Here is a 16,760-nt window from a genome sequence, read left to right as displayed (position 1 = left end):
CACGACATGCCATCACCACTCTGCGCCTCCAGCCCCGGAATGGGCATGAGACCCCTTTATGAACTATGGGATATTGCGCCCGGTCTGTCATTAAAGGAACATAGCCCGCGCCCTCACACCAAACTGCGACCAATGACCAACCCAGCACCCACGTCTGCCACCCACTCAAGCCAGCCTTTAACCGCACAATGGGGAGTACTGGCCGCGCTGTACCTTGCCCAGGGGTTGCCTTCTGGGCTATTCGCCCACGCCCTGCCGGTATTCTGGCGTGAAGCCGGGGTGTCTCTGGCATGGATTGGCGCCTTGAAGTTACTGGCCCTGCCATGGGTGCTTAAAGCGCTGTGGGCGCCCGCCATTGACCGAAGCCTGCAGCGCGGAACCCCGCCGCTGCGGTGGATAACCCGGCTCCAGCTCGCTGCAACCGGGGCTCTGGGACTTCTGGCCCTGATAGGGATATCGATGGGCAATCTTGGGCTGGCCATGGTGGTTGGCCTGGTACTTGTAATCAATGTGCTGATGGCAACCCAGGACGTGGTTACCGATGGGCTCGCGGTGCGCTGGATCCCGGTGCAATGGCGGGGGCTGGCCAACGCCATACAGGTAGCGGGCTACAAAACCGGCATGCTCGTCGGTGGGGCCCTACTGCTGGTGCTGGCTGAGCAACTCGGCTTTAGTGCCGCACTCTCGGTGCCGGTGCTGCTACTGCTACTCAGCTATGGGCTGGTTGCCGGGGCAACCCAGGTTCAGCGCCCCCTGGCAATCACTGAACCATCGGCACCGTCGTTCCGGGAAGGCCTCACCGGGCTCCTCCGTTTACCCGGCATTTTGCCCTGGCTGGCCCTGCTGGCAACCTACAAGGTTGCGGATGCCATGGGCTCCGGCATGATACGCCCCATGCTGACCGATGGCGGCTGGAGCAAGTCCGACATCGGCACCTTCACCCTGGTTTCCACACTGACTGGCATCGTGGGCGCAATCGCGGGTGGTTGGTTGTACAAGCTACTGGGTAGCCGCCGCAGCCTGATCTACCTGGGACTGGCCCAGGCGATAACCGTGGCAGCCTGGGCCGTTGCCGCCAAATACGGCACGGCACCCGCCCTGGTCTACAGCCTGGGCATTCTGGAACAAGCTGCGGATGGCGCCTCCACGGTTGCTCTGTTCGCAGTCATGATGGCGCTGTGCCGGGCTGGGTGGGAAGGCACAGACTTCACACTTCAGGCGTCTATCCAGGTGGTCTGCGCTGGTCTGTTCGGATTGCTTGGCGGGGTGATTGCCCAGACCACCAGCTACACCTTTTTGCTGGTCCTGGCCGGTAGTCTGGGCATCCTGGTTGTGCTGGCATTCGCCCTGCAAGCCCGCCCCTTCCATCAACCGCCCGAGGACGACCAGAGCCGCTGCGCCCAATAGATGCCGAGACCGATGTACTCCTCCTCAGTACCGGTCGAGCGGTTCCGGGTCCACTCCGCACGGACACCAAGCCCATCCCTCAGCTGGTAGCGATAGCTCACCCCCAGCCAGTCAGGGTCAGTCCCGGTGGACATGAGCCCAGCCTCGTCCGCAAGAATCGCTCCCCCGGCTCCAACCAGGTGGTTGTCCAGGGTCAGTTGGGCGTAGCGAACAGCCAGAGCATGCCTTTGCCAACCCAATTCCGGTTGAACCCACCAGCCCAGGTAATCCCCTTCAAGATGAGCTTGGCGAAGAGTATCTTTTAACTCCCCTTCCACATCGACGGTAACCACCTCGCCGGTCAGGGCAAACAACCAGCCCCCGGGCTCCTGCCTGGCCAGAGAAAAGCGGGCACCGGCACTGTCCTGGTTGCCCGAGAAAACCAGATCGGTATTCTGATCCGCACTGGCCCCATGGGCATGCCCTCCAACCAGACGATCATCTGGCCGCTCATTGGCATCAGCCAGCATCACCCAGGCGCCCATTTCCAGTTGCCACACCCCGCTACCAGCCAGCCAACGGATATAGGCATCCTGCGCCATGCCGTCGCCGCCGCTGGTTGCCGGGTAATGGTCACCCCGCCACGCCTCGATGCCCAGTTCCAGACCCGGTAGTGGCAGGGTCTTCAGGCGAACCCCATCGTCGGCGTAATGGCCCCCATAAAAGGCATCGTAAACAAGGTTGTTCTCACTGAATGGCCGCGCATAGGCATGCCCCAGGTTTTCCGGGGAGAACCGGGCTTTCATCCTGCCGCCTTCCAGAACTACCGGCCATGCGTCTGCAACTTTATATCCGAGCCGGGCTTCCTCAAGTTCCACCTCGCCATCATGGTGGGAGCCTACATCCAGGGATGCGTAGCCGCCCTGGGGTCCTACCCACAATAGATGAATATTGGCGCTGTCGAGGTTGAATGCCTCATCGGCGCCATGAGCATCCCCGCCCATGAGAATCCCCGGCACCTGCCATACCCCGTCCTCAGGTATGGCTGTCCCACTCCGGTAGGTCGTGGAAATGCCGGCGTCCAGTGTCAGGCCGGGCGCTGCTGCCTCCCGGCGATGGTTTTCCCCGGCATGGGCAAACACCAGGCTGGGCATAACCAATGGCCAAACCACTCTCAGCATGAACATCCTCATTGGCTAACCTCCCAGGGATTTGAAAAACGGGCGTCATTGATGAACGAGAAATCGGTCAGGCTGTCCAGAAAAGCCAGCAGGTCTGCCTTGTCCTGCTCGGTCATGGCGAACCCATTGACGAAGCCGTCCTTGAACGGGTTCAAACGGCCGTCTCCAGCCTCAGGTCCGGAACTGATAAGACGGCCCCCGGCGGCGTAGAACTCCAATACCGACGCCAGGTCCGCCATGCTGCCGTCATGCATATAGGGCGCGGTAAGCGCGATATTGCGTAACGAGGGCGCCCTGAATTTGCCCATATCCGACGGGTCGCCGGTCACCTCGAAAATCCCCTGGTTATCTGCCGGGTAATCCCCCGTACCGGCAATGTTGAACAGGCCGGTATTGTGGAACGGCCGCTCAACAAAACTCATGGTTCGGTCAAGGGTAGAGTCACTGAGGTTGTAACCGCCGTGGCAATGGAAACATTCCAGCTCTTCACTGAAGAACAGGGTGCGGCCGCGCCGGGCACTGGGCGACAACGCCGCCAGCTCCCCCCGTTCAAAACGATCAAAGGCGGTCTCGAACGACACCATACCCCGCACAAAGGACGCCAGTGCTTTGACAATTGCCCCGGTGTCGATCGGAGACCCGGTTTCCGGAAACGCTGCTTCAAATAACGGTGGATAGACCGGGTCATTTCGCAACCGGTCCAAGACCTGTTCAAGGTTGGTCTCGGAAAGCCCTTGCTCGACCGGAGATTCGCCAAACAGCGGCACAAGGATCTGTTGTTCCAAGGTCAGCAGTGACGGGTTGGCCCAGGTTTTGGTGGAGTGGTAAGCCACGTTCAGCAACGGCTGGGCATTGCGTGGGTGCTGTTGTCCGGTGGACCCCAACGAGCGTTCGACGCCATCCGTGAAGCCAAGGCTTTGCAGGTGGCAACCTGCGCAGGCCAGGGTCCCGTTACCGGACAGCCGCGGGTCGTAGAACAAATGCCGACCAAGTTCAAACTTGGCCTGAGACATGGGATTATCCAGCGGCTCCACCGGCAGTGGCGTGCCAGCCGGCACGCGCCAGTCAAAGGCAGTCGCTGTTAGCGAGCCATCATCAAAAGTCGTTTCACCGTCGCCACCACAGCCAGCGAGCCCCACCGTCATCAACAGCAGGAGGAGCAGCTGGCCGGGGCGGGAACGATGGGACGCTAAGGTTGTCCGCATCGTTCGCCTCCCATTACTTCAGACGGAAAGCGGTCTGGGTTCCAGTGCTCGCCCCAGTATCCAGATCAAGCCCCAGCACAGAGAAGACCGGGCCACACTCAGGATCGGTTACCCCGGACATACACCCCAGCGCTCCGCCATCGTCAACGCCGTCAATTGCACCTGCAACCATGGCGCCATAGTCGATGACGATGACATCCTGTCCGAAGGTGAAGTCAGCAAAGCCCACCTCTGGACGATTGCTGCGACTGCAACTGACGGATTCTCCGGCCGTGGCATCACCGGCACAATCGGTGCTGCCCAGGTGCAGATTGAACGCCTGACCTCCGTCAACGCTGACATCCATACGCAGGAACTTGTATCCGGTCTGCCAGCTCCAGTGCAGGGTGGGTACATTCAGCGGCGTCGGCGCAGTGGCGAGATTATTGTGGTTCAGGGTTTCTGGCACGCCCAGGGTAAAGTACACCCCGGACAGAGCTTCACCTTCCTCAAGATCCACTTGGCCAGTAATTACTGTCCGCGGCTCCTGGGGATCAGTCTCGCAAGAGATGTAGTCCCGGAAATCCAGCAGCGCCACCCCAGCCCCCTGCCAGGCGTTGCTGTCCAGGGTCAGTGCAAGTTCACGCTGGTAAGTGGTCGTCACTGTCACATCATGCACATAGAGGCGAAAGTCCAGAAGCTGGGCATCGACTCCGGCTCCCAGCCCGGTCATGGTGACATTGCAGCTAACCGGATCGTTGTTGCTGTTGTAGACCGCCTCAAACGGCAGTGTCACGCTGGCGGTTGTGACTCCTGCAGTTTCCGCCGTCGAGGACGAGCCGCCCCCACAGGCTGCCAACAGGGACGTACACGCCACCAGCGATACTGATTTCAATACAGACATAACCATTCCTTATCTCGATACCGTCATTTCCCTGGCCCGGTCGCAACAAGGGCTGAGCATCAAGGAAACAACCTGTGTAATGTGCCCAGCCGAAATCAGCCCCATACCGTTGGGGCGGCACAGTTACCCGCGGGACAGGCTGGCGCGAACGCGCACAGCTCCCCTATGCGGAACTGCGATCTGGCTGGAATAGGAGAACGTCAGGCGGTCTGTACTGGTGGGGCCCGGGTATCGGGAAGCTGGTATGGGAGATTGCTGGCCACCGCCAGCACGGCGCTAGCCGCAGGAAGTTGTACAACTCGTGGCGCCTGAGGCGGCGAGAGTGGTTGTGCAACCGCAGCAACCTGTGCCACCACGGAAAACACACAATGGATTTGCTCGTGGGCAAGGTCCGGATGGTCAGATTCAGTGTCGGGGAAAGCCTCAATACCCAGCAGCTGTTCAAGCCCCGGGACCGGGTCACCACAGAAACCGAGCACCGGGAAGCCCTCGGTGCTGGTCGCGGGCATATAGCCACGTGGGGTCAGGGCCTGGAGCAGGAAGCAGCACAGCACCAGAACCAGCCAGGCACGTTGCCGGCCAGCGTATCCCGATCGCTGATAAGACTGAATGCTACTCATCGATGACTCAACCCCATTGTTGGCGCTGATTAAGCCACAAATTATGCCCATGTCACAAATAGGTTTTCAGGCACGTTCCTTGCTTATACGGTAGTGAACGCTGATTTTTTGCCGACACCGGAGGAACCTTGCCGTGTCCCTTCTTACTTCTCTTGCCCGCATGAGCGCGGGGCTGCAGCAGGCTGCCAGCCAACGTTCACAACACCAGCCCGAGGCCTCGCCCGCCAAGTCGCCGGCAGACACCCTCAGCGTTAGCCCGGAGGAGGTCACACTTTCTGGCGCCCCCTTGCCCAAGGCCTCATCCCGCCTGGCGATTGGTCAATACAAAACCACCGTGGGCCAGGATTCCCATTACGTGCGGGAAACCCTGCGGCATAAAATTGCCGAGTACGGCATACACCCCGGTACCCGGTTGTCCGTCAGCAAGAGCCCAGAGGGAACGCTGGCGCTGCAGGCTGCCATTCCAGCCGAGAAACGCCAGCAGATTGAACAGGACCTGAATAACACCCAAGCCTTCCGCGAAGCTTTCCAGCGCCTGAGCACCCACGAACCAACCGTGGCGTTTGTTGATACCGCCATGAAGCTGAACAAAGCCTATGGTGTGAGCAACCCGCTACTCGACTCACTGGTCAGCGAAAATGACCATTTCAACGGGCTTGGCGACCTGTCCCACCGGTATGACAGCATCCGCCGTATGGTGGGGGCCGAACAACTGGAAGCCGCTGGCACCCGGCAAGACTACGCGTTCAGCCTGAACGCACGGGCCTGAGCCCAGATCAGGCGTTCTGGAAGGGCTCCGGGTCGCCTTTACCAACCCGGGTGACTTCTGGAACATCTTCCAGCATGTTCACCACCGTGGTCGCTTCGAATCCACAGAACCCCCCATCGATAATCAGGTCCAGTTCGTGCTCAAGTGTTTCGCGGATTTCGTAGGGGTCCGTCATCGGGTCTGTTTCGCCCGGCAGAATCAGAGTGCTGCTCATAATGGGCTCCCCCAGCTCCGATAACAGGGCCTGGACAATGGCGTTGTCCGGAACCCGCAGACCAATGGAACGGCGCTTGGGGTGAAGCAGGCGCCGGGGCACTTCGCTGGTGGCATCGAGGATAAAGGTGTAGGGCCCGGGGGTGTAATTCTTCAACAATCGGTACTGACTGTTATCAACCTTTGCGTAGGTGCCGATTTCCGACAGGTCGGCACACACCAGGGTAAAATTGTGTTTGTCATCCAACTTTCGAATCCGCTTGATACGGTCTGCCGCCTGCTTGTCGCCCAGGTGACAACCAATGGCGTAAGCGGAATCCGTTGGATAGACGACTACCCCGCCCTTGCGGATGATGTCCACCGCCTGGTTTACCAGACGCTTCTGTGGGGTTTCCGGGTGGATCTGAAAAAACTGACTCATGGCAGGATTCCTTATCCTTTGAGTGCGGGGTCGTGTTTTGACCCGCCCATGCAATTTGGTGACGCTGGCGCTGCCCCGACTGCCGACCACTCCTCCGGGGTATAGAGGTGCAGTGCCAGGGCATGAACCTCACCAGCAAGCTCTTCCGCCAGCACCCGGTAAATGGCCTGGTGACGCTTGACCTTACCCTGCCCTTCAAAATCACCGGATACCAGCGTGACCTTGAAGTGAGTTTCAGAATTTGGCGGCACACTATGCCGATGACTCTCGTTTTCCACCTGCAGGAATTCCACGCGGAATCCGCTGCCCAGTTTCTGTTCGATGGTATTCTGCACCGACATGGATCGACACACTCCCAGTTAAGATTCCAGTGATATCAATACAGTCTACTACACCCAGGGAGCCTCACGCTTGACAGTTTCCGGGTAAACCGCCATCGTCCCACTCCCTGAACGCCCCCTTCCCCACAGCAGACTCTCGCACATGCGCCTGTATATCGCCGAAAAACCAAGCCTCGGTCGCGCCATTGCCGCGGCATTGCCCGGCCCGATGGAAAAGGGACCCGGCCTGTTACGGTGCGGTTCGGGAAAGCAGGCGGTCGTGGTGAGCTGGTGTATTGGGCACCTGCTGGAGCCGGCAGAACCAGGCCATTACGATGCCCGCTGGCAGAAATGGCGCCTGCAGGATCTGCCAATGTTTCCCGAGCGCTGGCAGGTTACCCCCAAGGCAAGCGTCGTCCAGCAGTTGCGGGTTCTGGAATCCCTGATTCGCAAAGCCGATGTCATCGTCCACGCTGGAGACCCAGACCGGGAAGGCCAGCTGCTGGTCGACGAAGTGATTCGCTATTGCGGTGCAAGCTGTCCGGTGGAGCGGGTGTTGATCAATGACCTGACGCCTTCCGCGGTCGCCCGCGCGCTTAACACCCCCAGGGACAACCGCGAGTTCCGCCGCCTGTCCCACTCCGCCCTGGCCAGGCAACGGGCGGACTGGCTTTATGGCATCAACCTGAGCCGTTTTTACACCCTGTCGTATCAGCAACAGGGTAACGAGGGGGTCTATTCCGTTGGCCGGGTTCAGACCCCGGTTCTGGGGCTTGTCGTCGAGCGCGACAAAACCATCGCCAATTTCGAGCCCAAGCCCTACTACCGAATTCTTGCCCATGTCCGCGAACTGGAATCCGCACCGGGTTCACCGACATTTGAAGCCCGCTGGCTTCCCGACGAGCGTTTCCAGGATCAGCTGGATGACGAAAACCGTCTGCTGGACAAGGCGCTGGCTGACCGGATCAAAGCCGACGTTGAAGGCCGCCCCGGCCGTATTACCGAAGCGCGCTTCCGTGACCGCAAGGAACGGCCACCACTGCCGTTCTCTTTGTCTGCGCTACAGATCGAAGCCGGGCGGCTGTTCCGGATGGGGGCAAAGGATGTATTGGATACCGCCCAGAGTCTCTACGAGCGGCACCAACTCATCACCTACCCGCGTTCCGACTGTCGTTACTTGCCCGAAGGTCATTTCGAGCAACGCCAGTCAGTGATTGACGCCATCGGCCGGGTGGATTCAGACCTGACCGAAGCGTGCACGACTGCAGACCCATCCCGCCGCTCCAGCGCCTGGAACGACAGCAAGGTGGATGCTCACCACGCCATTATTCCCACCAGCCGAGCCGCCGCCAAGGGCCGCCTGAGTCAGGCCGAGCGCAAGCTATACAACCTGATCAGCCGCTACTACCTGATGCAGTTCTATCCCGATGCAGTCCACCGGGAAGGGCGCCTGAACCTCGCTATTGGCGAACACCAATTCCGGGCCAATGAAACCGCCATTGCCACCCCGGGCTGGAAACGACTGGAGATCCGCCAGCGGGACGGCGACCCAGAGCGAACCAAACCACCCCTTCCCCGACTAGACGTGGAAGACCCGGTTCTCTGTGATCATGCCGACATTAAAGAACGGCAGACCAAGCCACCCCTGCATTTCACCGACGCCACCCTACTGGCGGCCATGACCAACATCGCCCGGTTTGTCAGTGATGACGAACTGCGTAAGACACTTCGCGAGACCGATGGACTGGGCACAGAAGCGACGCGAGCAGCGATTATCGAAACGCTTTTCCGTCGCGATTACCTGGTCCGGGACGGTCGCCACATCCGCTCCACCGACAAGGGCCAAACGCTGATCAACAGCCTGCCAGTCGCCATCACCCAGCCAGACATGACGGCAGTATGGGAAGCAACCCTGGAACAGATCCGCCAGGGCGATGGCGACCCTCGGGCGTTTCTCGGCGACCTGCAACAGCAGATTCAGGCGTACATCGAAGCACCCGCCGGAAAGGATGCTGCCCAGCAGGACCAGGACGATTTCGCGGTCCACTGCCCGAAATGCCGTGCCCCGATGCGCATCCGCGACGGCAAGTTCGGCCGCTTCCACGCCTGCACCCGCTATCCGGACTGCAAAGGCACTCGCCCACTGGAAGCTCAAGCACCAGAGGACGGGACCAGCCAAAAGCCCATACCCTGCCCCCACTGCTATTCCCCCCTCGTCCGCCGACGCGGGCCAAAAGGCTGGTTCTGGGGCTGCAGTAATTTCCCAGGCTGCCGACATACAGTTAATGACCAGGATGGAAAGCCCGAACTCTAAGGTGCGGATCAACCAGCCTTAGACGGGCCATCCAAAGCCTGGCGAAGGTTACCGAAAAGCTACACAATGACACGCACCCAACCACTGGAATTTGCCAGAATACTCAGCAACCTGGCCCAATTTAACTGGCCGTGTCTTTACAGGGCATCCCCTGGATTCAAAACAGGAGAATCTAAAATGCGCATTGCTCTGCTGGAAGATGAGCAGGAACAGGCCCAGCACGTAAAAGGTTTGCTGGCCGAACGCCATCACGAATGCGATGCCTACCCTACCGCCCAGGCCTTTATCAGCTCGGTGCTCCATCGCAGCTACGATTTGCTGATTCTGGATTGGCAGATTCCCGACGGCACCGGCCTCGACGTACTTAAAGCCATCCGGGCCCAGTTGAACTGGCGCATCCCCGTTGTCTTCCTCACTCAACGGGATAGCGAGCAGGACATTGTTCAGGCACTGGATGCGGGCGCTGACGACTACCTTTCCAAGCCAGCCCGCCCGGCGGAGCTCGCCGCACGGATCAATGCACTGGCCCGGCGTACCACGCCGGAAACCGAAAAAGAAGTTCTCCAGTTTGGCCCATTTACCATTGACACCCAGGTAAGGTCGATTGCCCTGAAGGGGGAGCAACTTGCCCTCACCGATAAAGACTTCGACCTCACTCTTTTCCTGTTCCAGAACCAGGGCCGGCTGCTGACCCGAGAGGTTTTACTGGAGCGCGTCTGGGGACTGACCCGAGACATCAACACTCGGACGGTCGATACCCACATGAGCCGCCTGCGTCGGCGCCTCGGCCTGAATCCGGATAACGGCTATCGGATAAAAACGATCTACCAGCGCGGTTACCGGCTGGAAGCGCTGAACGCGGTGACACACGAGGTCATTCAGGATTAATGCGGGACCGGCAGACCATGTTACGCTCACTGACAGCTCATCGCGCCCTTATCCGCCGCACGCCCGCCCTGGTGCTTGCGGCGCTTACCGCGATCTGTACGGGCGCCCAGGCTCAGCTCCCGCTGGCCCAAGGCTCTCAGCTTCCAGGACGTACCGCCACGCAGCAAGCCAGCACCGGGGCTGACTGGGTGTACACCGTCAAAGAAGGTGAACACCTCGACGGTCTTGCCCAGGAACTGCTGGCCACCCCATTCACGGGTGCCCAGCTACTGATCCACAACCGATTGCCAGCTCATACCGTTTTCGCAGCCGGGGATACCCTACGCATTCCCCTGTCCTGGCTCAGACAGCAACCGGAGCCAGCGAAGGCCACCGCAGTGACCGGAAACGTCCGGATCATTTCCGCCAGCGATGGCCGCCAGCGACCACTTGCCGAAGACACATTGATTCGTGTGGGTGATGAAATCCTGTCAAGAACTGGCAATGCCACCATTGAACTGGCAGATGGCTCTACCATTCGCATCAACCCCAACTCCCGGCTGATCTTCAACAAGCTGACCCAGTACGGGAAAGCCGGAATGGTGGATACCCGTCTGAGACTCGATCACGGCGGCATCAGCACACATGTCAGACCGCTTGAGCGTGGTGGAGCCCGCTTTGAAGTAGAAACACCATCGGCAGTGGCTGCGGTGCGTGGTACCGCCTTTTCGCTGCAGAGTCACCCAGGAACCACCGACCTTCAGGTAACCGAAGGCGTAGTCGCGTTTGGCCCGGCAGGCAAAACCCGCAACATTCCCGCAGGCTTCAGTGCCAGTGTCGACGCAAACCGACCAGGTGTAGTGGACATCTATCGGCTTCCACCCGCGCCAGAACCCAACCCCCTGCCGCCTCGTCTACAGGCGTTGCCCGCCGAACTCAGCTGGAACAGCAACGCCCTGCACCGCATTGATATCTTCGAAGCAGACAGCGGTCGTTGGATCAAAAGCGATGAGGTTCATGGCAGCCACTACGCCCTGAATTACCTGGATAATGGCCGCTACACCATCAATATTGCCTCACTGGACACCCGGGGAGTTGCGGGCCTTCCCGCAAACGTCATGGTCGATGTAGACCTGACCGCCCGGCCCGCGACTCTGGTGGCGCCGGAAGAAGGCGCTGGGGTTAACGACGATTTGCCGGAGTTCCAGTGGAGTTACCGGGGCAGCAACGAGGTGGGCCGGGTTGAAATATCGGAAACCGAGGACTTCGGCAACCTGGTCGCGACCAGCGAATGGGCACCGGATGACACCGCACTGCCATCCCGGCCACTGACCCCGGGCCAGTACTATTGGCGTGTCGTCACCGAGGCTGGAGGTAACTCAGTAGCCACCACCAGCCCCAGGCCCTTTGTCATCAATGGTACGCTGCCCCCTGTCCATATTCTGAGCATCAACTATATCGACAGCCAGGTTAGGATCTTCTGGGAGAAAACGGACACAGCCGGAGGATACCTGCTGCAGCTGTCCGAGGGGCCTGAGTTCCGAAACATCGTCAAGGAAGCCACCGTGCAAGATACAACCGCAGCCTTGCGTTTGATTCCCGGAAGACGTTATTTTGTCCGGCTGAAAGCTTTATCCGAAGGTCCACTGGCTAGCCGCTGGGGCCCCGGCAGGGAGCTATTTATCGAATAACCGGCAACACAGACGATTCATGACGAGAGACAGGCTTCCTACCACCAGCGCATTTTGGACACTCGGCCTGTCGCTTCTCTCCATCCTGCTGCTGCTTCAGCTGACGGCGATCCCCCAACGCATCAACTTCTGGCTATACGATGCCATGGTCACCAGCCATCCCGGCAGTGCGCCCGGTAACGTGGTGATTGTTGCCATCGATGACGCCAGTCTCGATTGGCTTGGTCGCTGGCCCTGGCCCAGATCCACCCATGCAGAGCTGGTTCGCAAGCTCGACGATGCCGGCGCCAGAACCATCATTTTTGATGTCCTGTTCCCGGAACCATCAACTGACGATCAGGAGCTTGCCGATGCTATGGCTGCGCACGGCAACGTGGTGCTTCCGATCCACCTGTCGGCGCCGTCCCAGGACCAGACGATCTCGGAATACCTGCCCTCCCCAGCGCTAAGCGAAGCGGCAGCCGGGCTCGGCCACGCCCATGTTGAACTGGACGCCGATGGCCTGGCAAGGGGGCTGTATTTATACAACGGCCTCGGCCGGCAGCTATGGCCCAGCCTGGCCAAGGCCGCCTATGACACCGGCCGGGGCCAGCCCTCCCCCCCCAGGAACCCTGGTGGCGGAAAGCCGCCGCCGTACGTCAATGTACGCGCAGACTATGTTGCGGTGCCACTGGCCGGGCCCGCCGGAACCTTTGCCATGTACTCATACGCCGACGTACTGCTGGCTCCACCCTCGCCACAGGAATTCAATGGTAAGACGGTGTTTGTAGGGGCCACCGCCCCGGGGTTTGGCGACGTACTTCCCACACCATTTTCGAGCATGGCCCGCCCCCTGTCCGGGGTGGAGTTCCACGCCAACAGCTTCGCGGCGCTGGTCAACCAGACTCTGATCAGACCGACCTCAGGCCTGTTGGCCGGCATCCTCGCGCTGGCGGTCATTGTTCTGGTTGCCTCAGCCCTGCCGCGAATGCGCCCCACTCAAACCCTGCTGCTATGCTCAGCACTCGCGGTCTCATTGCTGGCGTTTTTCGCAGTCATGATGATGTTAATGCACCGCTGGATTCCAATCGCCAATGCCCTGCTCGTCCCGGTCATTGCCTTCCCACTGTGGAGCGCCCGGCGACTGGCCATGACAAACCGCTTCCTTAATCGTCAGCTCGACGAGCTCGGCCAGGGGCCACAACTCACCTTGCGGGACATCTCCGAACGACATCCCCCCCTGTTTCTGGATCACCTGACGGCGCTATTTATGCTGGACGGCTGGCTGCTCACAGAAAACGGCGAAGTTATTGAGCGGCACAATCTGCCAAGTGGCTACATTCCTCCGCGACTGCCCCTAAACGAGTGGGTGCACAAGGATAACCTGAGCTGGTTCAGAACCGACCGCGAAGACACGGTTTATATCATTGGCCTCAAGCGCCCCGAGACCCTGGGTGGCGAAGCCATTCAGCGCTATCTGCGCCAGCTCCCGCTTGCTTCGGGACTGGCACAGGATAACGACGCGGGTGCATCCACTGAGAACATCACCGCTCGCATTGAACGGGTACGCCAGGCCACCGAGCGGATGAACAATCTCCAGAAGTTCATTCTCCAGAGCTTTGAACACATGCCCGATGGCATTATCGTGACAGATGAGCTGGGGGTTATTCAGTTTGCCAACGGGCACATCGAGGAATGGTTCAAAGAGCCCCTGCCCAGCCTGACCGGCCTGCCGCTCACTCGCCTGCTCCAGGGACACGACCCGCGAGACAATCCGCCATGGCAGGAAACTGTTTCGGAGACACTGACACTGGCCCAGAGCCGAACAGTAGACCTGCGCATCCACGGCAAGGACTTCCTGATTCACCTCGCCCCCTTTAAAAGCTCGGACACACGTCATCAGGGCATTATTGCCAATATCTCAGACATCACCGAGCTGCGGGAGCAGCAGCGCCAGCACCGGGAAGCCATCGACTTTATTTCCCATGACGTGCGCTCCCCGCTGGTATCCCAGCTTGCCCTGATTGAACACCTGAAACGCAACCCATCCGACATCCAGAGCAGCCAGCTTGAGCAGCTCGGGCGACTGGCCAGACGCAGCTATCAGCTTGCCGAGGAGTTTGTTCAGCTGGCCCGCGCCGAGCAGCTGACCGAGACCCGCTTTTACGAGTGCGAATTTCTCAGCATTGTTGAGAACGCCAGGGACAGCGTGATCGAACAGGCCGCCAACAAAGACATCAAACTGCTGCTGCAGGGTTATGAAGACTTGTGGTTAAGGGGAAATGCCGAGTTGCTGGAGCGAGTGGTTATCAACCTGCTGACCAACGCGGTTCAGTACAGTGAGCCCGGGTCCACCATTACCATTCAGGTGTACCAGGCCGGATATCAGGCTTGCCTGACTGTGAGCGACGAGGGCGTAGGCATTGCACAGGAGGAGATTCCTCACCTGTTTGACCGCTACCGCCGCCAGAAAAGCAGTGAAGTATCCGGAAACCGGGGAGCCGGTCTGGGGTTATCGTTTGTGAGCGTTGTTGTTGAAAAACATCGGGGGCATATCGAAGTGGAATCTACGCTGGGTGAGGGGTCATCCTTTACCATCAAGCTACCCATAGCGGCCCCTATCCCCAACTGACGAGATGGATCAGATTGTCTTGCTGACCATCGCGGACGGCGCACTCATCAGGCCATTCGTATCCACAACCTGAATCGTAAAGTACCAGGCCCCATTACCAAGCCCGCCGATGGTGTAGTCCATCACATTGGCATCACCAATCCTGACCTTATTCGACAGGCTGCCCGCTTCCTGGCCGTAGTTAATCACGTACCCTTGGAGCTCGCCCATGGCCAGGCCGTCACCGTTGATACGGGTCGCCGGGGCATTCCAACTCAGGGTTGCCGAGTGAGTGCCAGGGGTCCCATCCAAGCCGCTTGCGTTGGAGGAATCTCCACCACCGGAGCCTCCACAACCAACCAGAGTGGCTGCGCCCATTACCAGAAGAGAAGCCAGGGCCGTTCGCGACTTTTTAATGACACCATTCATAAGCTTTCCACACCAAATATTCGTCGATTTTGTAAAACTGTATAAAACGCGATCGATTATCTGGGTGCTGAGAGCCATCTGCCTAATTACAGAATTGTCAATTTTCCGACAGAAGTCGGTAAGAAAAACGACAGCACTTTGATTTAATAGAAAAATATGAACATAGCGCTCATTTTTTATACTATTAAGTCACTATAATTTTGGCATTTTGTGACAGGTGCACTTGCTATAGATACACAAATGGTATTGAAAGCTCCTAGAAAACATGTCTACTCCAGCGAACTGCGCCCAACAGGATCAAGCTCAGGCCGACACAAAAAAGGCCAACCTCTCGGTTGGCCTTTCAGATCAGTACATCATCGGCACTCTTAACGCTCCAGAATGGCCGTTACGCCCTGCCCCCCGGCCGCACAAATTGAAATCAGACCTCGACCACCACCATTCTGCTCCAGCAGCTTGGCCAAAGTCGCAATAATACGACCACCCGTCGCTGCAAACGGGTGCCCGGTTGCCAGGCTGCTACCTTTAACGTTCATTTTACTGCGATCAATACTACCCAGCGGCGCCTCCAAGCCCAGGCGCTCCTTACAGAACGCCGGGTCCTCCCAGGCCTTCAGCGTGGACAGCACCTGAGCCGCAAAGGCTTCATGAATCTCATAGAAATCGAAGTCCTGCAAGGTCAGCCCAGCGCGCTCCAGCAAACGGGGCACCGCATAGGCCGGCGCCATCAGAAGCCCCTCTTTCTTTTCAACGAAGTCCACTGCCGCCACTTCGGAGAAACTCAGGTACGCCTGAACCTCCAATCCATTCTTCTTCGCCCACTCTTCGCTGGCCAGCAGGACGCAGGATGCACCATCCGTCAACGCGGTGCTGTTTGCAGCGGTCATGGTGCCATTCTCACGATCGAAACAGGGCTTCAGGGAGGCCAGTTTTTCCAGCGTGGTGTCCGGTCGCAGGATATTGTCCACCTCCTGACCCGCCAGCGGCGTCATCAAATCTTCAAAGAACCCCTCACCATAAGCCGCCGCCAGCTTTTGGTGGCTTTCGTAAGCGAGCTGGTCCTGCTCATCCCGCGGAATCGCCCACTCGTGCGCGGTCACCTGGCAATGGTCGCCCATCGACATCCCCGTCCGCGGCTCGCCGTTTTCCGGAATCGTCGGCACCAAGTGGCTGGGGCGGAAACGACCCAGTATCTTCAGCCGTTCCGCGTTGGTTTTGGCGCGATTCAGGTCCAGCAGGATTTCCCGCAGCCCCTCGCCAACACCAATCGGCGCATCGGACGTGGTATCGGTACCACCCGCGATACCGCATTCAATCTGCCCCAAAGCAATCTTGTTGGCCACCAGAATGGCCGCCTCAAGCCCGGTCCCACAGGCTTGCTGAATATCATAAGCCGGGGTTTCAGGGGCCAATCCCGAACTCAGTACCGCCTCCCGGGTCAGGTTAAAATCCCGGGAGTGCTTGATCACCGCACCGGCAACCACTTCGCCCAGACGCTGCCCCTGAAGCCCAAAGCGGTCAACCAAACCGCGCAATGCCGCCGTCAGCAACTCCTGGTTACTGATCTTGCTGTAAACGGTATTTGAACGGGCGAACGGAATCCGATTCCCCCCAATCACCGCAACCCGGCGAACACCTCCAGCCTGACTGCCTGGATTCGAACGCTTGCGCTGGGTAGAAGTTTTTGTCTGTGCCATAGTGGTGTCCTGATTGGATTGAGTTCAACAAAGAGTGCTGGCAAGCAGTCTAACGCGCCGACACCCCCGCTCATTGGCAGGCCTGACAACAGCGACCCCGCATTAAGTCAATTCAAATGGGTGCAGTTTCTTTAATCTAGCAAACCGATAAGCAAATAAAACCCACTCACAGCC

At 59.1% G+C, this 16,760-nt stretch carries 14 protein-coding genes; 6 read left to right on the top strand and 8 right to left on the bottom strand.

Annotated elements, in window-relative coordinates; genetic code table 11:
• Positions 1 to 45: 45 nt before the first annotated feature.
• Positions 46 to 1,407 carry an MFS transporter gene (locus BMZ67_RS12605; RefSeq protein WP_175481917.1) on the top strand — a complete coding sequence of 454 codons (1,362 nt, stop codon included), beginning with the start codon at positions 46 to 48 and terminating at the stop codon, positions 1,405 to 1,407.
• On the opposite strand, the gene BMZ67_RS12600 is transcribed toward BMZ67_RS12605, so the two are convergent.
• The 4 genes from BMZ67_RS12600 to BMZ67_RS12585 all read right to left on the bottom strand — a co-directional run bounded on the left by BMZ67_RS12600 (position 1,368) and on the right by BMZ67_RS12585 (position 5,275).
• Complete coding sequence (locus BMZ67_RS12600) at positions 1,368 to 2,567, bottom strand: hypothetical protein (protein ID WP_139214375.1); 1,200 nt, start codon at positions 2,565 to 2,567, stop codon at positions 1,368 to 1,370. The two genes, BMZ67_RS12605 and BMZ67_RS12600, sit on opposite strands and share 40 nt — an antisense overlap.
• A gap of 8 nt (positions 2,568 to 2,575) precedes the next feature.
• Positions 2,576 to 3,772, bottom strand: a complete 1,197-nt coding sequence (locus BMZ67_RS12595) for a methanobactin export MATE transporter MbnM (RefSeq protein ID WP_092023118.1) — start codon at positions 3,770 to 3,772, stop codon at positions 2,576 to 2,578.
• A gap of 13 nt (positions 3,773 to 3,785) precedes the next feature.
• Positions 3,786 to 4,655, bottom strand: coding sequence for an MbnP family copper-binding protein (locus tag BMZ67_RS12590; protein ID WP_175481916.1), 870 nt, complete (start codon positions 4,653 to 4,655; stop codon positions 3,786 to 3,788).
• Between the two features lie 200 nt (positions 4,656 to 4,855).
• Positions 4,856 to 5,275, bottom strand: coding sequence for a DUF2946 family protein (locus BMZ67_RS12585; protein WP_139214374.1), 420 nt, complete (start codon positions 5,273 to 5,275; stop codon positions 4,856 to 4,858).
• 133 nt (positions 5,276 to 5,408) lie between these two features.
• Here BMZ67_RS12585 and BMZ67_RS12580 point away from each other — a divergent pair, with 133 nt between their 5' ends.
• A complete protein-coding gene (locus BMZ67_RS12580; RefSeq protein WP_092023112.1) occupies positions 5,409 to 6,044 on the top strand; it encodes a hypothetical protein in 636 nt (211 codons plus the stop codon).
• Positions 6,045 to 6,051: 7 nt separating this feature from the next.
• On the opposite strand, the gene BMZ67_RS12575 is transcribed toward BMZ67_RS12580, so the two are convergent.
• Positions 6,052 to 6,678: an L-threonylcarbamoyladenylate synthase gene (locus tag BMZ67_RS12575; protein ID WP_092023110.1), complete on the bottom strand. Its 627-nt coding sequence runs from the start codon at positions 6,676 to 6,678 to the stop codon at positions 6,052 to 6,054.
• 11 nt (positions 6,679 to 6,689) lie between these two features.
• Positions 6,690 to 7,019 carry a BolA family protein gene (locus tag BMZ67_RS12570; protein ID WP_092023108.1) on the bottom strand — a complete coding sequence of 110 codons (330 nt, stop codon included), beginning with the start codon at positions 7,017 to 7,019 and terminating at the stop codon, positions 6,690 to 6,692.
• Positions 7,020 to 7,161: 142 nt separating this feature from the next.
• Between BMZ67_RS12570 and BMZ67_RS12565 the strand changes: the two genes are divergently transcribed.
• The 4 genes from BMZ67_RS12565 to BMZ67_RS12550 all read left to right on the top strand — a co-directional run bounded on the left by BMZ67_RS12565 (position 7,162) and on the right by BMZ67_RS12550 (position 14,481).
• The gene (locus tag BMZ67_RS12565) at positions 7,162 to 9,312 is read left to right on the top strand and encodes a DNA topoisomerase III (protein WP_092023106.1); all 2,151 of its coding nucleotides are present in this window, start codon (positions 7,162 to 7,164) and stop codon (positions 9,310 to 9,312) included.
• A 177-nt stretch (positions 9,313 to 9,489) separates the two neighbouring features.
• Entirely contained in the window at positions 9,490 to 10,200 is a 711-nt protein-coding gene (locus BMZ67_RS12560; RefSeq protein WP_092023104.1) for a response regulator transcription factor, read from the top strand.
• 17 nt (positions 10,201 to 10,217) lie between these two features.
• The gene (locus BMZ67_RS12555; RefSeq protein ID WP_092023295.1) at positions 10,218 to 11,870 is read left to right on the top strand and encodes a FecR family protein; all 1,653 of its coding nucleotides are present in this window, start codon (positions 10,218 to 10,220) and stop codon (positions 11,868 to 11,870) included.
• Between the two features lie 19 nt (positions 11,871 to 11,889).
• A complete protein-coding gene (locus BMZ67_RS12550) occupies positions 11,890 to 14,481 on the top strand; it encodes a CHASE2 domain-containing protein (RefSeq protein WP_092023102.1) in 2,592 nt (863 codons plus the stop codon).
• A gap of 9 nt (positions 14,482 to 14,490) precedes the next feature.
• Here BMZ67_RS12550 and BMZ67_RS18745 read toward each other — a convergent pair whose 3' ends face one another.
• Both BMZ67_RS18745 and BMZ67_RS12540 read right to left on the bottom strand, forming a co-directional pair.
• Positions 14,491 to 14,889, bottom strand: coding sequence for a fibronectin type III domain-containing protein (locus BMZ67_RS18745; protein WP_245749964.1), 399 nt, complete (start codon positions 14,887 to 14,889; stop codon positions 14,491 to 14,493).
• Positions 14,890 to 15,257: 368 nt separating this feature from the next.
• Entirely contained in the window at positions 15,258 to 16,586 is a 1,329-nt protein-coding gene (locus BMZ67_RS12540) for an acetyl-CoA C-acetyltransferase (RefSeq protein ID WP_092023100.1), read from the bottom strand.
• Between the last annotated feature and the right edge of the window lie 174 nt (positions 16,587 to 16,760).

It is taken from the genome of Marinobacter zhejiangensis, from assembly GCF_900114775.1.
GTDB lineage: Bacteria > Pseudomonadota > Gammaproteobacteria > Pseudomonadales > Oleiphilaceae > Marinobacter > Marinobacter zhejiangensis.
Note: the sequence above shows the minus strand (reverse complement) of the source record. Positions and strands in the feature narration are given on the sequence as shown.